Annotated in this window: 19 protein-coding genes; 3 read left to right on the top strand and 16 right to left on the bottom strand. The window is 62.4% G+C overall.

The window, feature by feature from the left end; all coding sequences use genetic code 11:
* Positions 1 to 10: 10 nt before the first annotated feature.
* Positions 11 to 469 (bottom strand): YbhB/YbcL family Raf kinase inhibitor-like protein, encoded by a 459-nt coding sequence (locus DH08_RS31785; protein WP_192183183.1) that lies wholly within the window; start codon positions 467 to 469, stop codon positions 11 to 13.
* A gap of 368 nt (positions 470 to 837) precedes the next feature.
* Between DH08_RS31785 and nuoH the strand changes: the two genes are divergently transcribed.
* The 3 genes from nuoH to DH08_RS31770 are packed head-to-tail and all read left to right on the top strand — an operon-like array spanning position 838 to position 2,899.
* The gene (nuoH, locus tag DH08_RS31780) at positions 838 to 1,824 is read left to right on the top strand and encodes an NADH-quinone oxidoreductase subunit NuoH (protein WP_192183182.1); all 987 of its coding nucleotides are present in this window, start codon (positions 838 to 840) and stop codon (positions 1,822 to 1,824) included.
* A gap of 19 nt (positions 1,825 to 1,843) precedes the next feature.
* A complete protein-coding gene (locus DH08_RS31775) occupies positions 1,844 to 2,410 on the top strand; it encodes an NADH-quinone oxidoreductase subunit I (RefSeq protein WP_192183181.1) in 567 nt (188 codons plus the stop codon).
* A gap of 45 nt (positions 2,411 to 2,455) precedes the next feature.
* Entirely contained in the window at positions 2,456 to 2,899 is a 444-nt protein-coding gene (locus DH08_RS31770) for a CBS domain-containing protein (RefSeq protein WP_192183180.1), read from the top strand.
* A gap of 59 nt (positions 2,900 to 2,958) precedes the next feature.
* Here DH08_RS31770 and nuoG read toward each other — a convergent pair whose 3' ends face one another.
* The 15 genes from nuoG to DH08_RS31695 form a co-directional block, all read right to left on the bottom strand.
* Complete coding sequence (gene nuoG, locus DH08_RS31765) at positions 2,959 to 5,547, bottom strand: NADH-quinone oxidoreductase subunit NuoG (RefSeq protein ID WP_192183179.1); 2,589 nt, start codon at positions 5,545 to 5,547, stop codon at positions 2,959 to 2,961.
* Between the two features lie 33 nt (positions 5,548 to 5,580).
* Complete coding sequence (nuoF, locus tag DH08_RS31760) at positions 5,581 to 6,846, bottom strand: NADH-quinone oxidoreductase subunit NuoF (protein ID WP_192183178.1); 1,266 nt, start codon at positions 6,844 to 6,846, stop codon at positions 5,581 to 5,583.
* Positions 6,847 to 6,850: 4 nt separating this feature from the next.
* The gene (gene nuoE / locus DH08_RS31755; RefSeq protein ID WP_192183196.1) at positions 6,851 to 7,363 is read right to left on the bottom strand and encodes an NADH-quinone oxidoreductase subunit NuoE; all 513 of its coding nucleotides are present in this window, start codon (positions 7,361 to 7,363) and stop codon (positions 6,851 to 6,853) included.
* Between the two features lie 16 nt (positions 7,364 to 7,379).
* Positions 7,380 to 8,594, bottom strand: a complete 1,215-nt coding sequence (gene nuoD, locus DH08_RS31750; RefSeq protein WP_192183177.1) for an NADH dehydrogenase (quinone) subunit D — start codon at positions 8,592 to 8,594, stop codon at positions 7,380 to 7,382.
* Positions 8,595 to 8,621: 27 nt separating this feature from the next.
* Positions 8,622 to 9,158 carry an NADH-quinone oxidoreductase subunit C gene (locus DH08_RS31745; protein WP_192183176.1) on the bottom strand — a complete coding sequence of 179 codons (537 nt, stop codon included), beginning with the start codon at positions 9,156 to 9,158 and terminating at the stop codon, positions 8,622 to 8,624.
* Complete coding sequence (locus DH08_RS31740) at positions 9,155 to 9,658, bottom strand: NuoB/complex I 20 kDa subunit family protein (protein WP_192183175.1); 504 nt, start codon at positions 9,656 to 9,658, stop codon at positions 9,155 to 9,157. Before DH08_RS31740 ends, DH08_RS31745 begins: the two co-directional genes overlap by 4 nt.
* The gene (locus DH08_RS31735) at positions 9,646 to 10,011 is read right to left on the bottom strand and encodes an NADH-quinone oxidoreductase subunit A (protein WP_192183174.1); all 366 of its coding nucleotides are present in this window, start codon (positions 10,009 to 10,011) and stop codon (positions 9,646 to 9,648) included. The genes DH08_RS31740 and DH08_RS31735 overlap by 13 nt, the downstream gene beginning before the upstream one ends.
* A gap of 154 nt (positions 10,012 to 10,165) precedes the next feature.
* Entirely contained in the window at positions 10,166 to 11,605 is a 1,440-nt protein-coding gene (locus DH08_RS31730; protein ID WP_192183173.1) for an NADH-quinone oxidoreductase subunit N, read from the bottom strand.
* Positions 11,602 to 13,077, bottom strand: a complete 1,476-nt coding sequence (locus DH08_RS31725) for an NADH-quinone oxidoreductase subunit M (RefSeq protein ID WP_192183172.1) — start codon at positions 13,075 to 13,077, stop codon at positions 11,602 to 11,604. Before DH08_RS31725 ends, DH08_RS31730 begins: the two co-directional genes overlap by 4 nt.
* An 8-nt stretch (positions 13,078 to 13,085) precedes the next feature.
* Entirely contained in the window at positions 13,086 to 14,846 is a 1,761-nt protein-coding gene (locus tag DH08_RS31720) for a Na(+)/H(+) antiporter subunit D (protein WP_192183171.1), read from the bottom strand.
* Positions 14,839 to 15,093 carry a hypothetical protein gene (locus DH08_RS31715; RefSeq protein WP_192183170.1) on the bottom strand — a complete coding sequence of 85 codons (255 nt, stop codon included), beginning with the start codon at positions 15,091 to 15,093 and terminating at the stop codon, positions 14,839 to 14,841. Before DH08_RS31715 ends, DH08_RS31720 begins: the two co-directional genes overlap by 8 nt.
* Entirely contained in the window at positions 15,090 to 16,544 is a 1,455-nt protein-coding gene (locus tag DH08_RS31710; protein WP_192183169.1) for a proton-conducting transporter transmembrane domain-containing protein, read from the bottom strand. Before DH08_RS31710 ends, DH08_RS31715 begins: the two co-directional genes overlap by 4 nt.
* A 3-nt stretch (positions 16,545 to 16,547) precedes the next feature.
* Positions 16,548 to 16,850 (bottom strand): NADH-quinone oxidoreductase subunit NuoK, encoded by a 303-nt coding sequence (gene nuoK / locus DH08_RS31705; protein WP_192183168.1) that lies wholly within the window; start codon positions 16,848 to 16,850, stop codon positions 16,548 to 16,550.
* The gene (locus DH08_RS31700; RefSeq protein WP_192183195.1) at positions 16,850 to 17,350 is read right to left on the bottom strand and encodes an NADH-quinone oxidoreductase subunit J; all 501 of its coding nucleotides are present in this window, start codon (positions 17,348 to 17,350) and stop codon (positions 16,850 to 16,852) included. Before DH08_RS31700 ends, nuoK begins: the two co-directional genes overlap by 1 nt.
* 453 nt (positions 17,351 to 17,803) lie before the next feature.
* Positions 17,804 to 18,130, bottom strand: a complete 327-nt coding sequence (locus DH08_RS31695; RefSeq protein WP_192183167.1) for a GYD domain-containing protein — start codon at positions 18,128 to 18,130, stop codon at positions 17,804 to 17,806.
* Positions 18,131 to 18,331 lie beyond the last annotated feature (201 nt).

Here is an 18,331-nt window from a genome sequence, read left to right as displayed (position 1 = left end):
ACGAAGACTATCATCGCTCATACACTCCGACGAGAACCGCCTCGGCGAGGAGATGCCTGCGCGCTTCTCGTTCGACGCCCTGACACGATGGGTCGTTGCCGAACGGCAGGTGATCGATCGACAGCGCAAGCAGCCGGAAGTGATAGCGGTGTGGGCCGTGGCGATGCGGTGGGCAGGGACCACCGTAACCTGGTCGCCGGAAATCGTTGGTTGCCTGTTTGAGGCCTTGCTTGCCGGGGTGCCAGGCAGCGCCTTCGGCCAACTCCATACAATCGGCCGCAATGTCATAGGCCGCCCAGTGATGCCAGATCCCCGCCGGGGCGTCGAGATCATCGCAGAGAAGGACAAAACTGCGGGTTCCTGCCGGAGCGCCGGTCCAGCCGAGCGGCGGGGAAAGGTCCTGACCGTCGCAAGTGAAACGCCGCGGGATCGTCGTACCGTCCGCAAAGCCATTTGAAATGAGCTGCATGGGTCACCTCTGACGCTATTGCCGCGCCGCGCAGCACTTCGTCCCCAAACGCCAGGTGCCAGGCAGAACTGGCAGGAAGCGCGGGCGTCGCCTTGAGGCTGCGTTCCGACACGAGCTTCACGGTTAATCGGGCGTAAGGATAAGCACTCTATCGAAAATGTACGAGACAATACTGAATGGCAGTTCGTTTCGCCCTGCCATCCCGTTTAAGCGCCGAACGGCACACATCGTAGCCAATGACGGTAAGGCTGTGATACCATCGCACAAGTTGCGCCGACGTTGGCAATTGCCATGCCCGCGCAACCTGACAACTGCGCAGTGCTAATCGGGTCGCGGGTCTCGTCCCGTTGAACGAGTGGCCTCGGATCATGGAACTCGTCGTTGCTCTTGGTCTGATCGTCTTCAAGGTCGCGTTGCTGATTGCGATCTTGCTGCTGCTGCCCTTGCCGCTGACCTGGCTGGAACGCAAGATCGCGGGGCACATCCAGCAGAGGATGGGGCCGATGCGTGTGGGATGGCATGGGCTCCTCCAGCCGGTGGCGGACGGGGTCAAGCTCCTGACCAAAGAGGACCACATCCCGGCCGAGGCCGACCGCTTCCTGTTCAAATTGGCGCCAATCCTGGCGCTCGCTCCGCCCTTCGTGGTGTTCGTCGCGGTCCCCTTCGGCGAATCCGTCTCGGTCCTCGGCACTGAGATCACTCTTTACGTCTCCAACATGAACGTGGCGCTCCTTTTCGTCTTTGCGGTGATCGGGATTGAGGTCTATGGCGTCATCTTCGGCGGCTGGGCGGCGAACAGCAAATACGCTGTCCTGGGCAGCCTCAGGACCTGCGCTCAGATGATCAGCTACGAGATCCCGATGGGGTTCGCGGTCATCGGGGTGGTAATGCTTGCGCAATCCATGAGCCTGCTCGAGATCGTGCGGGCGCAAGCCAATGTCTGGAACATCGTCTACCAACCGGTAGGGTTCTTCGTGTTCTTCGTCGCCGGGCTGGCCCAAGCGCAGCGCATTCCCTTCGACCTGGCTGAAGCGGAAGGCGATCTGGGGGCCGGGTTCCATACCGAATACAGCGGTATCCGCTTTGCGTTCTTCATGGTCAGTGAATACGCCATCATGCTTCTGACGTCGGTCCTGGCGGTGATCCTGTTCTTCGGCGGCTGGAACGGCGTGCTGGTCCCGTTGCCACCGCTCCTCTGGTTCCTGCTCAAGGTCGCGTTCTTCGTCTATGTGTTTATCTGGTTCCGCTTCACTTTCCCACGCTATCGCTACGACCAACTGATGGCGATCGGGTGGAAAGTCTTGCTTCCTCTGTCGATGGCGAACATAATCATAACCGGTGTTGCTTTCCTTTAGGGGCTGCAACGAGGCGACAATGTCGCGCGCACTGGACAGAACTGGAATATGGATCGGCTGGGCGTTCTTCGCCGATCTGGCGAACGCTTTGGCGCTGACCTTCGGCTACATGTTCTCCAGACCCGTGACCATGCAGTATCCGGACAAGGAAAAATGGTTGCCCTATTCGCGTTACCGCGGGCATCACTTCCTGACGCGCGACGAAGAGGGCGAGATCAAATGCGTGGCCTGCGAACTCTGCGCGCGGATCTGTCCTTGCGACTGCATCGAAGTCATCCCCTACGAGGACGAGAAGGGCAACCGACACCCGGCAAAATTCGAGATCGACATGGCCCGCTGCCTATTCTGCGGGCTGTGCGAGGACGCCTGTCCGGCGGACGCGATCGCGCTTGGCCAACAGTACGAATTCTCGAGTTTTTCCTCGCGTGACCTGGTGATCGGGCGCGACGATCTGCTCGGCAAGCCGGGCAAGGCAATGACCGGCGGCGGCGTGGTCGCTGCACGTCTGAACACCGAGCAGGACGTGCTGGTCGAGACGAGCGAGCCGCAGGGTTACAACTGGTGGCGGAATATCCGACGAACGTGAAGGCGCGCCAGCTGGCAAGCCGGAGCGCGCAGACAGGAGGCTCATATGCTAGTCTGCCAAATCTTGAAGACCAAGGCTCCCGATGTGATTTCGGTCACTCCAAGTCAGACGATGGTGGAAGTGCTACGGCTGTTTCGGGAGAACAACATCGGCTTCGTTGTCGTCAGCCGTTTCCCCGGGGCGGATTGCCTGGGCACGCTGTCGGAACGGGACTGCTGCAATGCCGTGGCTGAACACGGAACCAACGCGCCGATGATGCGGGTCGCTGACATCATGAATCGCAGTGTGGCGACCTGTTCGGCACAGGATTTCCTGCCCTCGGTGATGGCGATCATGACCAAACGGCGCACGCGCCATGTGCTGGTCATGGATGGCCGCGCCCCTGTCGGCGTGGTGAGCATCGGCGACGTGGTCAAGCACAGGCTCGACGAATTGCTGAGCAACGAGCAGGTGCTGCACGATTACATCGCCGGGACCGGTTATCACTGACGACGTCGGCTGAAAGGGTGCAGGGGAAGGCAGGCTGCCTGTGGGGAGCGCGTAGTGCCTCAGCCCAGATTCTCAGGCCGCGCCTCGACCCCGGCGACAGTGGCGAGCTCGAAGGCCGCGTGCGCCATTTGAACTTCCACCGGACATGGGTATTCGCCTCGCCGCATCAGGCCGTTGAGACGCAGGGATCTGTAGTTCTCGGGAACGAACACGAGGCCCGTGGGGAAACGCTTGTTGACCTTGAGCTTCGCCGTCAGTTCGCCCTGGGCGGATCGCACGACCACCTGATCGCCATCCGCTAGGCCAAGCTGCGCTGCATCCGGCGCGCTCATCTCGACATATGGGTTATCCGCGACCGTATTCAGGATCTCCGAGCGCTCGGAAAGATATCCGTTGTGGAACAGGCAGTTGCCGGTGACCAGCATGAGCCGGTCGGCTGCAATGGGGGCAGGCGGGAGGGCGAAGAACTCGCCAACCGGTGGCGCAAGGGCCGCCTTCGTGAAAGCTCCGTCGGCGCCAAGCCCGTCCTGCGTCAACCCTTGGTAGGCCGGAACCAGCCGGGCAATCTCGCCGAAGATTTCGCCATGGATCGACGGCCGCAACGCTTGGCCGCGAAGCGCCGCAACGAAGTCGAATATCGCCAGATTATGCCGCGCCTCGAGGGCGGGTTCGCGGAACTTGCAGACCTTCTGTGTGCGGCCTTCGTTGTTGGTGAACGTACCGGATTCCTCGCCATAACTCGCCGCGGGCAGCACGACATCCGCCAGGCCCGCCGTATCCGTGAGGAACGCGTCCTGCACGATCAGGAGATCGGCGGCACGAAGCGCCCGCTGCACGAACCCCCGGTCGGGATAAGACATCAGGGGGTCGCTTCCGGCGATATAGAGCGCACCCATTCGCTTCCTGTCACAGAGCTCCAGCATGGCATCGAAATCCACACCCGGTTCAGACGGGATTTCGGCGCCCCAGGCCCGTTCGAGAGTTGCGCGCGCCGCATCATTGGCGAGCGCGCGCAGCCCCGGCAGCGCCGCCGGCAGAACGCCCATGTCCCAGGCGCCCAGTTGGTTGGCACGGTCGAAGAGGAACTGCATCGCCAGCCCCTTACCGAGTGCGCGCAGAACCTGCAAAAGGTTGTTGAGCTGGTACAACGTCGCGCGCGCTAGGGGTGATCTCAAGAGGTCGGCGCTGACAAGCACGGTGACGCTCTTGCCTTCCAGCAGCGCTGCGGCCAGGCGGTCCGGACCGTCGCTGTCGGTGGCCGCTGCTGGCCGGCCGGTTGTTGCGCCGATGTCCGTAAAAACGTCGCCCGGCAGTGCCTGACCAGCCGCCCCCAGTCCGCTCACCACCGTGGCAAGGCCCTGAGCCTCACCGCCCGGCGGCACGCGAACGATCGCCCGAGCATCGGCGTCCAGACGGGATGGCCGCGCCGAGAGCATGAGTAACCTGGTCTGTCGCCGCCGTACACAGTCTCGTAGCAAATATTCGGTGACTGGGTTTTCGTCCGTCACGTTGCCACCGACGACAAGCACACAGTCGTTGCCGATCACCTCCTCCAGCGGCGTGCGGGTGTAGAAGGCGGCCACCAACGGGCCGAGCGCATCAAAGGGCGTGGACCAGCGCGAGGAGCAGTCGATATTGTTGGTCTGGAATGCTGTTCGCATCAGCTTCTGGAACTGATAAAGCACCTCGTTGGGCAGGCGCGGCGAGGCCAGCCCGCCCGCAGCCTTGCTGGCGACGGCCGACAGCCGCCGGCGGAGGTAGTCCCCCGCTTCGTCCCAGGAAGCCGGAACCAAGACCCCGTCACGACGGATCATCGGCCGCTTGATCCGGTCCTGACTCCCGACGAAGTCCAGGCCGAAGCGCCCGCGCACGCAGAGCGTTTCGCGGTTGACTCCGTGCTCCACCTTCGAGCGGACCCGCATGAACTCGCCTTTGCGCGCGCCGACGGTCAGTTGGCAGCCGGTGCCGCAATGCGGGCAGACCGTGTCGGTCTCGACCAGATCCCAGGGCCGCGCCTTGTAGCGATAGGGGAAGCTCATCAGCGCGCCGACTGGGCAGACCTCGACGCAATTGCCGCATTGATCGCAACTCGCGAGACTGCCCTCGAAGCCAGTGATAGCGGTATCCATGCCTTTTTCGACGGTGCCCAAGGCTACCGCGCCGACGACTTCTTCGCACATCCTGACGCAGCGCTGGCACTGGATGCAGCGGTTGACGTTCATGATGATGACCGGGCTGAGACGGATGTCCTCGGAATGGAACACACGCTTGGCATCGCGGAACCGGCTTGTGCGGGGCCCGTATGCCATCACCATGTCTTGAAGCTCGCACTCGCCGCCCTTGTCGCAGATCGGGCAGTCGAGGGGGTGGTTGGCGAGCAGCATGTCGAGCATGGAAGAGCGGGTTTCGTCGATCAGCGGCGTGTTCGTCCGCACCACCATGCCGTCAGTGACCGCGGTGGCGCAAGCAGGCTGTAGCCGCCGCTGCCCCTCAATCTCCACCAAGCACATGCGGCAGGAGGCCAGCGCCGGCAGCCGTTTCAGATAGCAGAAGGTCGGGATGTCGATGCCCAAACGCTCGGCGGCCTGGAGCACCGTAGAGCCGGCCTCCACTTCCAGCATTCGTTCATCGATTGTCACGCTAACCATGGCTTTCCTCGCGGTCCTCTCGCTGCGCCCTCCTCAGTGAAACGGGCACCTCCGCTCTTCGATATGCGCGACGAATTCATGCTCGAAATGCGCCAGTGCTGCCCGCAGGCCCATCGCCGCGCCGTCGCCCAGAGCGCAGAACGTGTTGCCGAAAATGCCTTTGCAGAGCGCCTCCAGCTGTTCCAGATCGCCCAGCGCGCCCTGGCCTGCCTCGACCCGGCGCAGGACTTTCACGACCCAGTTCAACCCTTCGCGGCAGGGGGTGCACTTGCCGCAGGACTCGTGGTGGAAGAACTCGATGATCCGGGTGGCGACTTTGACAACGCAGGTCGAGTCGTCGATCACGATCACCCCGGCCGAGCCGAGCATCGAGCCAGCGGCGGCCAGCGAGTCGAAGTCCATCCGCACGTCCAGTCCGCGCTCCGGGATCAGCGGCGCCGAGACCCCGCCTGGGATCACCGCCTTGAGCTTGCGCCCCGGTAGCGGCCCGCCGGCGCAGTCCTCGACCAGTTCGCGCAGCGGTATCCCCATCGGCAGTTCGTAAAGGCCCGGTTTCCGTACCTGTCCGCTGAGGCAATAGAGCTTCGGGCCGGGGCTCTTGTCCGGGCCGATGCCGCGGAACCAATCCGGCCCTCGCTCCACGATATGCGGTACGCAGGCCAGCGTCTCGACGTTGTTGATCACGGTCGGGCTGGCGTAGAGCCCTTCGACCGCCGGAAACGGCGGTTTCAGACGCGGCTGCGCCCGCTTGCCTTCGAGCGAGTCGAGCATCGCGGTCTCCTCGCCGCAGATATAGGCGCCGGCGCCGCAATGGACGTGCACGACGAAGCTGAAATTCGAGCCCAGAATCCGCGTTCCCAGATAACCCTTCGCATGAGCCTCGGCGATCGCCCGCTCCAGCCGGCAGATCGCCAGCGTGTATTCCCCGCGGATGTAGACATAGGCGGTTTCTGCTCCTATCGCGTAGGCGCTGATCGCCATGCCCTCGATCAGTTGGTGCGGGTCACGCTCCATGATGATCCGGTCCTTGAAGGTGCCCGGCTCGCCCTCATCGGCATTGCAGCACAGGTATTTCGGCTTGCCGGCACGCTTAGGCACGAAGCTCCATTTCGCCCCGGTTGGGAATCCGGCCCCGCCGCGACCGCGCAGGTTGGATTTCTTGACGAGGTCGATGACCTCGTCGGGCGTGTGCTCGCGAAGCGCCTTGGTCAGTGCCTGGTAGCCGCCGCCGGCCTCGTAGGTCGAGAGCAGATGGCCATCCGGCACGTCCACGTTCCTGAGAAGGACCGGTTCGAACATGGGGCTACTCACCCGCCAGTGCTGCTGGGGCGAGATCGGGGCCAGGCACTTGCTCCGCCGCCGCCCGGAGCCTGTCCAAGAGCGCGTCAATCCGCGTGATGTCGAGGTCGCCGTGATAGTCGTCGCCGACCTGCATCACCGGGGCCATCTCGCAAGCGCCAAGGCATTCGACGGTCGAAAGCGTGAACAGCCCGTCCGGGGTCGTGCCGCCATTCTTGATCCCCAGCACCTCCTCCAGGTGCCTCAGCAGGTCCTCGGATCGGCACAGCATGCAGGAGACATTGTCGCAGAGTTGCAGGTGGAACATACCCACCGGCTCGGTATGGAAGAGGGTATAGAAGGTCGCGAGTTCGTAGACCCAGATCCGCTCGACGCCAAGGATGTCGGCGACCTCTTCCAGCACCGGGCCGGGCAGATGGCCATGTTCTCTCTGCGCGATCAGAAGCGCCGGCATGATCGCCGAGCGCTGGTCGGGATACCGTGCTGCTGCCTCTTCGATCTTTTCGCGCATGGTTATCGCGTCCAATTCCCTGCTACTTGTCCACCTCCGCCATCACGGGGTCGAGGCTGCCGAGTACGGCGATCATGTCCGCCAGGTAGCGCGCGTTGGTGACCCCGAACAGTGCCTGAAGGTTGACGAACGAGGGTGCCCGGACCTTCATGCGGAACGGTTTTGGCGACCCGTCGCTGATGATGTAGAAGCCGAGCTCGCCCTTTGGCGCCTCGATCGCCGAGTAGACCTCGCCCTTCGGCACCTTGAAGCCATAGGCCGACAGGTCGAAATGCTGGATCAGCGCCTCCATCGAGCAGTGCACCCGATCCTTGTCCACCGGGAAGGCGATTGTCGGCATGTCGATCTGGAACGGCCCGTCGGGCATCTGGTCGAGGCATTGCTCGATGATCCGTACGCTCTCGCGCATTTCCTCGACGCGGCATCGCCAGCGCGCGTAGCAATCGCCTTCATCGCGGGTAATAACGTTGAACGCGAGCCGGTCGTAGATCTCATAGGGCTCGTCGCGGCGGATGTCCCAGTCGACGCCCGAAGCGCGCAGGTTCGGGCCGCTCAGGCCGAGATCGATGCCGTCCGCGGCGGAGATCACACCGATCCCCTGCGTGCGCTTCAGGAACACGCGGTTGTTCTCAAGCAGCCGTTCATAGTCGCGTATCCGGTTCGGGAAGATATCGCAGAACTCCCTGATCTTGGGGAAAAACCCGTCGGGCAGGTCCTCGCGCACACCGCCGACCCGGCAGAAGGAGGTGTGCATGCGCGCCCCGCTGATCATCTCCATCAGGTCCATGATCATTTCCCGCTCGCGCATGGCGTAAAGCAACGCCGTCATGGCGCCCAGGTCCATCGGGAGCGCGCCGATGATCAGGAGATGGCCGGAGATCCGCGCCAGTTCGGCCATCAGCACGCGGATATATTGCGCGCGGATCGGCGCTTCGATGCCCAGGAGCTTCTCCACCGCCAGTGCGAAGGCCAGGTTGTTCGAGGGCGGGCAGAGGTAGTCGAGCCGGTCGGTCAGCGGGAAGATCTGGGTGTAGGTGAAGCTCTCGGCCAGCTTCTCGGTGCCCCGGTGGAGGTAGCCGATATGCGGGTCCACGCGTGCGACATATTCGCCGTCCAACTCGAGGACGAGCCGCAGCACCCCATGCGTGCTGGGATGCTGCGGGCCGAGGTTGAGAAGCACCTCCCTGGCGTGGGGCGCATCGGCTTCTGGCAAGCTCAGTTCCGTGACTTCGGTCATCTCAAGTCCCGGTGTGGAACGGCCTCCCTATGGAATGTCATTGGTGGCAAGGTCGGGCTGTGTCGGCGGCGGGCCTTCGGCGCCAAACGGGTTCAGCTTGTCCTTGTAGCCCCGGAGCGGAAAGTCCTTGCGCTGCGGGAAGCCCTCGAAGCCTTCCCACATATAGATCCGGCGCAGGTCGGGGTGGCCCTCGAACCTAATCCCGTACATGTCCCAGGCCTCGCGCTCGTGCCAGTTGGCGGTGCGCCAGACCCCCGTCACCGACTGGACCCGCGGCGGATCGCCGAGGCGGCACTTGATGCGAACGCGCCATTTGTTCGGCAGCGAATAGAGGTGGTACACCGCCTCGTAGCGGGGCATCTCGGGGTAATGATCGACCCCGCAGATGTCGGACAGGAAATCGAACCGCAGCGCCGGGTGTTTCTTGAGGAACCGGCAAAGCTCGACGATCATGTCAGGCGGAACGGCGAAAGCGTGAACCCCATGCGAGAAGCCAAGCTCCTCGATTGCCTCCCCGAAACGTTCCGCGATCAGGGTGCGGATGAGGGACGTCTCCGCGCTCATGGTACCGTGACCCGGTCCAGAGGCGTCCCGGCCAGCGCCCTGGATTTCTTGATCTTCTCCTGAAGCAGAAGGAAGCCGTGCATCAGCGCCTCGGGTCGCGGCGGGCAGCCGGGCACATGCACGTCCACCGGCACGAAGGTCTCCGCCCCCTGCACCACGGCATAGGTGTTGTAGACCCCACCCGAGATGGCGCAGGTGCCCATGGCGATGACCCAGCGCGGCTCCGGCATCTGGTCATAGAGCCGGCGCACGACGGGCGCGAACTTCCGCGTTATGGTGCCGGCGATGATCATTACGTCGGACTGGCGCGGCGAAGGCCGGAACACTACGCCGAAGCGGTCGAGATCGTAGCGGGCACACCCCGCCGAGATCATCTCGATGGCGCAGCAGGCAATGCCGAATGTTTCGGGCCACAGCGCCGACCTTCGGCTCCAGCTGATCAGGCTGTCGGCCGTAGTGAACAGCACGCTGTCGCGGATCGCGTTGTTTACTCCTCCCATTCCAGCGCCCCCTTCAGCCAGGCGTAGGCGAAGCCCACGAGAAGCAGCAAAATGAAGATGAACATCTCGACATAGCCGACCAGCCCGATTTCTTTCAGGACAACGGCCCAGGGAAAGAGGAACATCGTCTCGACATCGAAGACGACAAATAGGATCGCGAGGATGAAGAACTGCACCCTGAAGCGGCCTCCGGCGGCTTCGCCAGCCGGGTCCATGCCGCATTCATAGGGCATGTTCTTCGCGGGATAGGGATTGGATGGGCGCAGTAGCGAGGAAACGAAAAGCGTAGCCATAGCCACCAGAACAATTCCGGCGACCATGAAAAGAACCGGCAGGAACTCCATTCCGGTCACGTCGCGTAGCCCGGGTCAACCACCGAGGGCTCTGCTCAGGCCACTACCGACCCCTTTGGGACCGGTGATGCGGGCGCCCTGGAAAGCGACTTGGGCATTCCTTTCTTGCACGGCCAGAGTATTCCGTCGGCAGGATCATTGCAAATCCAATCGATCAGCCGCCAATTGCGGCATGTTGAGCAAGCCTTAGAAACCACGCCGGAAACAGGCCGATGCCGATGGTGCCGGCAGCGGTGAAGGCGAGTGTGGCGCCGACCGCGGGCGTCAGCGCCGGGTCGAACGCGCCCTCTGGCTCGCGCATGTAGATCACCATCACGATGCGGATGTAGAAGTAGGCGGCAACGGCGCTCAGCAGCACTGCGATCACCGCCAGCATGACGAAACCCCGCTCGACGAGCGCGACCAGCACGTAGAACTTGGCGAAGAACCCGGCTGTCGGCGGAATGCCGGCCAACGAGAACAGATAAAGCAGCATCAGAAGCGCCAGTCCGCGATGCGATTTGGCGAAACCAGCGTAGTGCTCGATGACCTCGCCCGAGAAATCGCCGTTCCGCATCATGATGACGATGCCGAAGATGCCGAGGTTCATGAACGCATAGATCAGCAAATAGAGCATCACGCTGGCGACCCCGTCCGCACCGCCGGCCGCCACGCCGAACATGGCGAACCCGGCATGGGCGATGCTGGAATAGGCCAAGAGGCGCTTGAAATTGTCCTGCACCAGCGCCACGAAACTGCCGAGCGCCATCGTCACTGCTGCAATGACCGCGACGATGATCCAGACGTTCGAGGCTGCGACCAGTGGGTTGAGGAACACCCGCAGGATCACAGCGAACCCCGCTGCCTTGGGCCCCACCGACATGAAGGCGGTGATCGTCGTCGGCGCGCCTTCATAGACGTCCGGCACCCACATATGGAACGGCACCGCGCCGACCTTGAATACCAGCCCCGCGACGATAAAAACCACAGCCAGGAGCAATCCGGGATCGAGAGGATCACCAGTCACCGCCGCAGCCATCCTGTCCAACTGCGTCGTGCCGGTGAGCCCGTAGATCAGAGAAACGCCGTAGAGGAAAATCCCGGTCGAGACCCCGCCAAGGATCACGTATTTCAACGCCGCTTCGTTCGACCGCTGCTGCTGCCGCAGGAAGCCGGTCAGCACATAGGTGCAGAGCACCATCAGTTCGAGGCCCACATAGATCGACAGGAGGTCGGTCGCCGAGGCCATGATCATCATTCCCGAAAGCGCCAAGAGCAGCAGCACATAGTATTCACTGCTCCCGATCCCTTCGATCTCGGCATATTTTCGCGAAAGAAGGAATGTCAGAACTGTGACCAGGTAGAACACGACCTTGAAGAAGACCGCGAAGCGGTCGGCGATGAACATGCCCGAATAGGCCGGCCGCACCTCGCCCGCCAGCATGAGTGTCCCCAGGGCGGCAATCAGCACGACCGCGATTGAAGCCCAGACAAGGAATTGTTGCTGCCCCTTCCGCACCAACTGCCCCAGGATCAGCAGGATGCAGGCCCCGGTAACCACCACGATCTCGGGCAAGCTCGCTAGAGTCGACTGGAAAAGCACGGCGGCGGTCATTGGGCGCCCCCCTTACCGTGCACCTGCGCTAGTAGATGCTTCACCGAGGCGTCGATGATTTCGAGAAAGGGCTTCGGATAGAGTCCGATCCAAAGAACGAAGACGGCTAGCGGCAGGATCGCCGCTATCTCGCGGGCGTTCACGTCGCGGATCTTGAACCGCAAGCCGATGCTGACCGGACCGAGCGCGACTTTCCTATACATGCCAAGCAGATAGGCCGCTCCCAGCAAGGCCCCTAGAACGGCGGCAGCGCCGACAGCGAGGTTGGCTGCGAACGCGCCTGACAGCACCAGCAACTCGCCCACGAACGAATTCGTTCCCGGCAGCGCCATCGACGACAGGGCGAATAGTGCAAGAAACGCCGTATAGACCGGCGCCGCCTTCATCAGCCCGCCATAATCCGAGATGCTGCGTGTATGGGTCCGCTCGTAGATAAGACCCACGGACAGGAACAACGCGCCCGTCGTCACGCCATGATTGAACATCTGCAGGATTCCGCCCTCGAGCCCACGGAGGTTCAGCGTGAAAATCCCCAGCGTCACCAAGCCCATGTGGCTGATGCTGGAATAGGCCACCAGCTTCTTCAGGTCGTCCTGCGCCAAGGCGAGCAATCCGCCATAGACGATAGCAACAGCCGAAAGGACCTGCATCAGCGTCGAATAATGCACCGTCGCCTCGGGCAGCATTGGCAGCGAGAACCGCAGGAATCCGTAGGCGCCCATCTTCAGGAGCACGGCGGCGAGGATGATGCTGCCGGCCGTCGGTGCCTGCACATGGGCGTCCGGCAGCCAGGTATGGACCGGGACCATCGGCACCTTGACCGCGAAGGCGATCAGAAAGGCGAAGAACAGCCATGACTGGATCTGGAACGGCAAATCCTGCGCCATCAGGGTGCGGATGTCGAAGGTCTCACCACCGTGGAAATAGAGTACGATGACGCCGATCAGGAACATCAGGCTGCCTGCCAGCGTGTAGAGGAAGAACTTGAACGCCGCATAGACCCGGCCGTCGCCACCCCAGACGCCGATGATCAGGTACATCGGGATCAGCATCGCCTCCCAGAAGACGTAGAACAGGAACAGGTCCAGCGCGCAGAACACGCCAAGCATCAGTGCCTGCATGGCCAGCAGGCTGACCATGAACTCCTTCACCTTGCGGTCGATCGCAACCCACGAGGCAAGCACGCAGATCCAGCCCAACAGCGCGGTTAGGAACACGAAGGGTGCGCTGATCCCGTCGATGCCAAGTGCGTATGTGATCCCTAGCGCGGGCACCCATGGGCGCGTCTCGGTGAACTGCATCTCATGGGTAGAGGTGTCAAGGCCGCCCAGCATGGCGATGCAAAACGCGAAGTCGAGGACAGTGACACCCAGTGCCATCCACCGCACCACATCGTCGTTCCGGATAAACATCAGCGCCGCCGCCCCGACGGCTGGCGTGAACACGATGAGGCTAAGCAAAGGGATCGTCATCGCGCCCCCTACCGCCACGCCACAGCGAATACGGCGATAGCCGCGATCACACCAGCGATCATCGCCAGCGCGTAATGGGTCACGACGCCGCTCTGGAGTCGCCGCAGCGCCCCACCGCCGCGCAGGATCGCGCGAGCGATGGCGTTCACGAAGGCGTCCACGCCGCGCAGGTCGATCCGCAGTCCTGCCCGTGCCATCCCGTGCAGAAAGGGCAGCGCCGCGGTCTCGGACACGTCACTCACCGCCTTCTCGTAGCGCGCCAGCGGTTTTTCGGCGAGCCACATGAAGCGCCGCGCGCCCATGCGGTAGAACCAGTCGGTATCGATGCTGATCGTATTCTCGGGGTCGAGCGCCCTGAGGAAGATGACGAAGCCCAAGGCGGTGAACATCAGCACGCCGAGGCTCTCGGTGATATGGACGCCGGTGTAGGGATCGAAGTCGACCGGATGGGGCAGAAGCCCGTAGAGCGTCTGGGGGAACACCCCGATTGCAATGCAGAGCACCGCTGCCATACCCATCGCAACCAGCATGTTGCGCGGCGGTTCTCGCGCTTCCAGCCCTTGGTCCGTGCCGAAAAACATGTAGTACGGGAGCTTGAGCCCGGTGTGCAGGAACGTCCCTGACGACGCCATTGTCAGCGCCAACACCACCAGCGCTCGATGATCCTGTCCGGCGGCAGCCACCACCATCGACTTGGTGACGAAGCCTGAAAAGAACGGGAATGCCGAGATCGCCAAGGCGCCAACCATGTAGAGCGCAAGGGTTACCGGCATGGTTTTGTAGAGCCCTCCGAGTTCGGTGAGCTTGCGCCGCCCGGTGACGTGGATCACCGCCCCCGCGCCCATGAAGAGGAGCGCCTTGTAGAGGATATGCGCGAAGGCATGGCTGACCGCGCCGTTCACCGCCATCTCGGTTCCGATGCCGATGCCCGCCACCATGTAGCCCACCTGACTGACGATGTGATAGGCCAAGAGCCGCCGGCAATCGTTCTCCAGCACGGCGTAGATAACGCCGTAAAGCGCCATCACAATCCCGAGCCAGACAAGAAGATCGGTCCCCGGAAACGCCCGCGCCAGCACATAGACGGCGGTCTTCGTGGTGAAGGCGCTCATGAATACGGCCCCGGTGACGGTCGCTTCCGGGTAGGCGTCGGTCAGCCAGGCGTTGAGTGGCGGGACCGCGGCGTTGAGCAAGAACCCGGCAAGGATCAGGCAGGTGGCCAAGCCCAGCCCCCCCTCGATCGGGCCGAAGAGCAGCGAACCGGTGGCGAACCCATGGAGAATGATGCCGCCGAGCAGGGCAATGCTGCCGGTGATATGGATCATGAGGTAGCGGAACCCTGCGCGGAGCGCCTGATCGCTGCGCTGGGCAAAGACCAGGTAGGCAGAGGCAAACGTCATACCCTCCCAGAACAGGAACAGGGTCAGGTAGTCGCCGGCGAACACTACCCCGAGCGCGCTGCCGACGTAGACGAACGCCGCCACATGCTGTCCTGCGCGCGTCAGATGCAACGCATAGACCATGCCGATCAATGCCATGATGCTGAAAACTGTGGCGAAGAGGATGCTTAGCTTGTCGACCTTCGCCACAATGATTTCCTGCCCGATGAACCGCGCCGCGCCGTAGCTACCAGGATGCATCGTGAGCACGGCCAGGATAGCCAGCGTCGGGATCAGCAGCACATAGGCCTTGCGGACAGACCCTTTCAGGATGGGGATCGGCAGCGCGCCGAGAATGAACAACAGGCCGGGGTGGACGAAGTCAGTCATAGTAGTCCTCGCGCCGCATCAGCCCGCACTGATGGCCAAGAAACTTGGACACGAAGATCAGAAGCACGCAGGAGCCGAAGCCATAGAGAGCAGACCAGCCAGGCAGTCGCTCCCACAGGTATTCGGCGTGTTCGCGGAAGACCAGAAAGTCGGCGATGATGATCAGGACGAGCACCAGATAGAATAGCCGGCGACGCCTTTTCGCATGTCTCTCATCGCCAAAGAAATCGACGACGCGCTTGATCATCTGACGACCCTTTCCGCAAGGGCGAGGAAATAGTCCGGGAAGATGCCCATCGCCACCGACAGGATGGCGGTCGCGACCAGCGGGACCGTCAACATCGGATTTTCACGAACGGTCGCCGGGCATTCCTGCGCCTCCGTCCCGAAAAAGGCGACATAGCTGACCGGCAGGAAGTAGGCGGCGTTAAGGACCGAACTTACCAAGAGCACGATAAGGAACGGGGTCTCCCCGGCCTCCACCGAGCCGAGCGCCAGATACCACTTGCTGATAAAGCCCCCAGTCGGCGGCACCCCGATCATGCTGAGCGAACCGATGAAAAACGCCCCCATCGTCCAGGGCAGTCTGCGGCCGATGCCGGCCATGTCGCTGATGTTCCGCTTGCCAGACGCGCAATAGATCGCCCCGGCACAGAAAAAGAGCGTGATCTTCGAGAATGCATGCGCCGCGATGTGGATGATCCCGCCGACCATCGCGGCCGGCGACAGCAGGACCGCGCCCAGCACGATGTAGGAGAGCTGGCTGACCGTCGAATAGGCGAGCCGTGCCTTCAGGTCGTCCCGCGTCAGGGCGTAGATGGACGCCATCAGGATCGTGAACGAGACCACATAGGCCGTGGCGATGCCTAGCCCCAGCCCGCCCACCAGTCCTGTGCCGAAGACGTGGAACACCACGCGCAGCACGCAGAACACACCCATCTTGACGACGGCCACCGCATGCAAGAGCGCGCTAACCGGTGTCGGCGCCACCATCGCGGCAGGCAGCCAGGCGTGCATCGGCATCACCGCGGCCTTGGCGAAGCCGAAGAGATAGCAAAAATAGACGACGGTCAGCAGCGGCGCCGACGCGTCGACCCCCGCCAGCAGTCCCCCCGCCACAAAGTCGAGCGACCCGGCAATGTGGTAAGTCAACGCCAGCGCGGCCAGAAGCACGCTTTTCGACGCGCCCATCAAATAGACGAGGTACTTGCGGCTGCCCGTCCATCCCTCCTCGTTCTCGTGGTGGTAGACAAGCGGATAGGTAACGAGGCTCAGCACCTCGTAGAAGATCACCAACGTGAACAGATTGGCGGCAAAGGCGCCCCCGGCGGCCGCCGCGAGGCTGGCGGCGAAGCAGGCGAAGAACCGGGTCTGCGCATGCTCATTCAAGTGCCGCATGTAGCCGATGGAATAGATCGACGCCACGATCCACAGGAGCGACGAGACGGTGGCAAATACCATGCCGAGCGCATCGACACGGAAAGCGAAGTCGATCCCCGGCAGAATCTCGAACAGGCGCAAATCGACTGTCCCGCCCGCCAGCACCGTGGGCGCCATTGACGCGACAATTGCGAACATGGCGATCGCGGCCAACGGCGAGACGGCATCGCGAAGTTTCTCGCGTTTGTTTAGAAGGAGAACCGCAAGGGCCGCCAGAACTGCGACGGCAACGGCAAGCAGCGGCCGGATCGATATCACCGGCTATCCTTTCATCATGGTCACTTCGTCGACCTTGAGAGTGGACTTGTTCCTCGCGAGGGCGACCAAGATGCCGAGGGCAACGGCAACCTCCGCCGCAGTGATTGCGATGACGAAGATTGCAAAAATCTGCCCGCGGAAGTCGTCGTAGTAATGCCCGAAAGCGATGAAATTGATGTTGACCGAGTTGAGCAGCAGTTCCAGCGACATCAGCACGACCAGGATATTGCGTCTGAGCAGTACGCCCGCCGCACCGATCACGAACAGGACCACTCCCAGCACGATATACCACCAGAGCGGCACCATCACTGCGGCTCCTTCCGCGCCAGCACGATGGCGCCTACCAGGGCCGCCAGCAGGATGACGGAGGCGACTTCAAACGGCAGGAGATAGTCGGCGAAAAGCGTCGTGCTGAGCTGCCTGACCTCACCGCCGGTGCGCATTGCGACGGGCTCCGCGACCGAAAAGCGGTCGCTCCTGAGCACCAGTACAAGCATCTCGACCCCAAGCAGGACGAGCAGCACCAGAACAGGCAGGTTGCTGCCCGGCAAGAACCGCTGCAACACCGCTTCGCGCACATCAATCATCATGATCACGAATAGGAACAGGACCATGATCGCGCCGACGTAGATGAAAATTTGGATGACCGCGAGCAACGGTGCCGCGAGCAAGACGAAGATCGCCGATACCTGCAGGAAACACGCCATCAGCGCCAATGCGCTGTGAACTGGATTCCGCGCCAGGACCAAGGTCAGAGCCGCGACTACGGACGCCGCAGCGAACAGAAGAAAGAACCCCTGATCCATCGACGCCGCTCCTCCGACGCGAACTGTCACGCGACGCGACAGGCCGGACTTGAGATAGCTGTCCATTTCCGTACACAAATTGTGCCCGAGTATCGGATTTTTCACAAGATTATCGTGGTTTAGTGCTGCGCTAAACTCACTACTCATATTTGAGAGAGAAGCGCGCCAGCTCAATTTCCGGGTTGCCTCGGAAGAGTTGGGTGTCACTCAGAGTGCTGTTGCCCGACAAACACTAGGCTTGGAAGAGGCGCTGACATCAAACGGTTTGCCAGGCATGGCGGGCGCTGGACCGGGGTTCGGCGCACGCCAGTCGATGCCTTCGATGAGCATGGCCAACTGCGCCGGCGTCAGCATCATAGTGCCGCCGGGCTCCGCCAGGGCAGGGCCAGACCGAACCGCAATGCCAAGGCCGATGGCGAGTCCTGTGACGAGATTGCCGCTCTGGGCCGCCCTTTACGATCCCGGCGGGCGATACCGGATCGACTTCGCCTTCCCAAGGGCTTCCATCGTCTCTTCGACGCTTAGGAGGACGGTGGTCTCGTACGAGCTGAGCGCTCCCCCCGCACCAATGGCAAGTACGACGGATGCCATCGACACGTTGTCTGGCGCCTCCCACAGATTCCAACCATCATGCTCTCCGAAGGCGTACCAGAACCCGTGCAGCTTTCCGCCCACCGACTCGATGTACGAACGGGCCGCCTCGCGTCGATCCTCGGGGTTGTTGATCAAGCGCGCCCAGGTCTCGGGCGTATAGCTGAATCGCGAGAGATACATGGGCATGGTTCACCTCCGGGGTCGCCGCCTAACCTGCTTACGGGGTAGGCGCACGGCTGACGAAATATGCGCTCAAGCTAATTTAAGCGCAATATCATACCCGCTTCGGCATCCAGGCTATGCATTGTTCGAGGCGTTCCAGCTGAGCTTTCTGCCAGCGAAGCTCGTGACCAACGTTTTGCAACTTGGCTTTGCCTCTGGCGGCGG

Source organism: Mesorhizobium amorphae (genome assembly GCF_014843845.1).
In the GTDB taxonomy this organism is placed as follows: Bacteria; Pseudomonadota; Alphaproteobacteria; order Rhizobiales; family Rhizobiaceae; genus Mesorhizobium; species Mesorhizobium amorphae_A.
The sequence above is the reverse complement of the archived record's forward strand: the minus strand, read 5'-3'. Positions and strand labels throughout refer to the sequence as shown.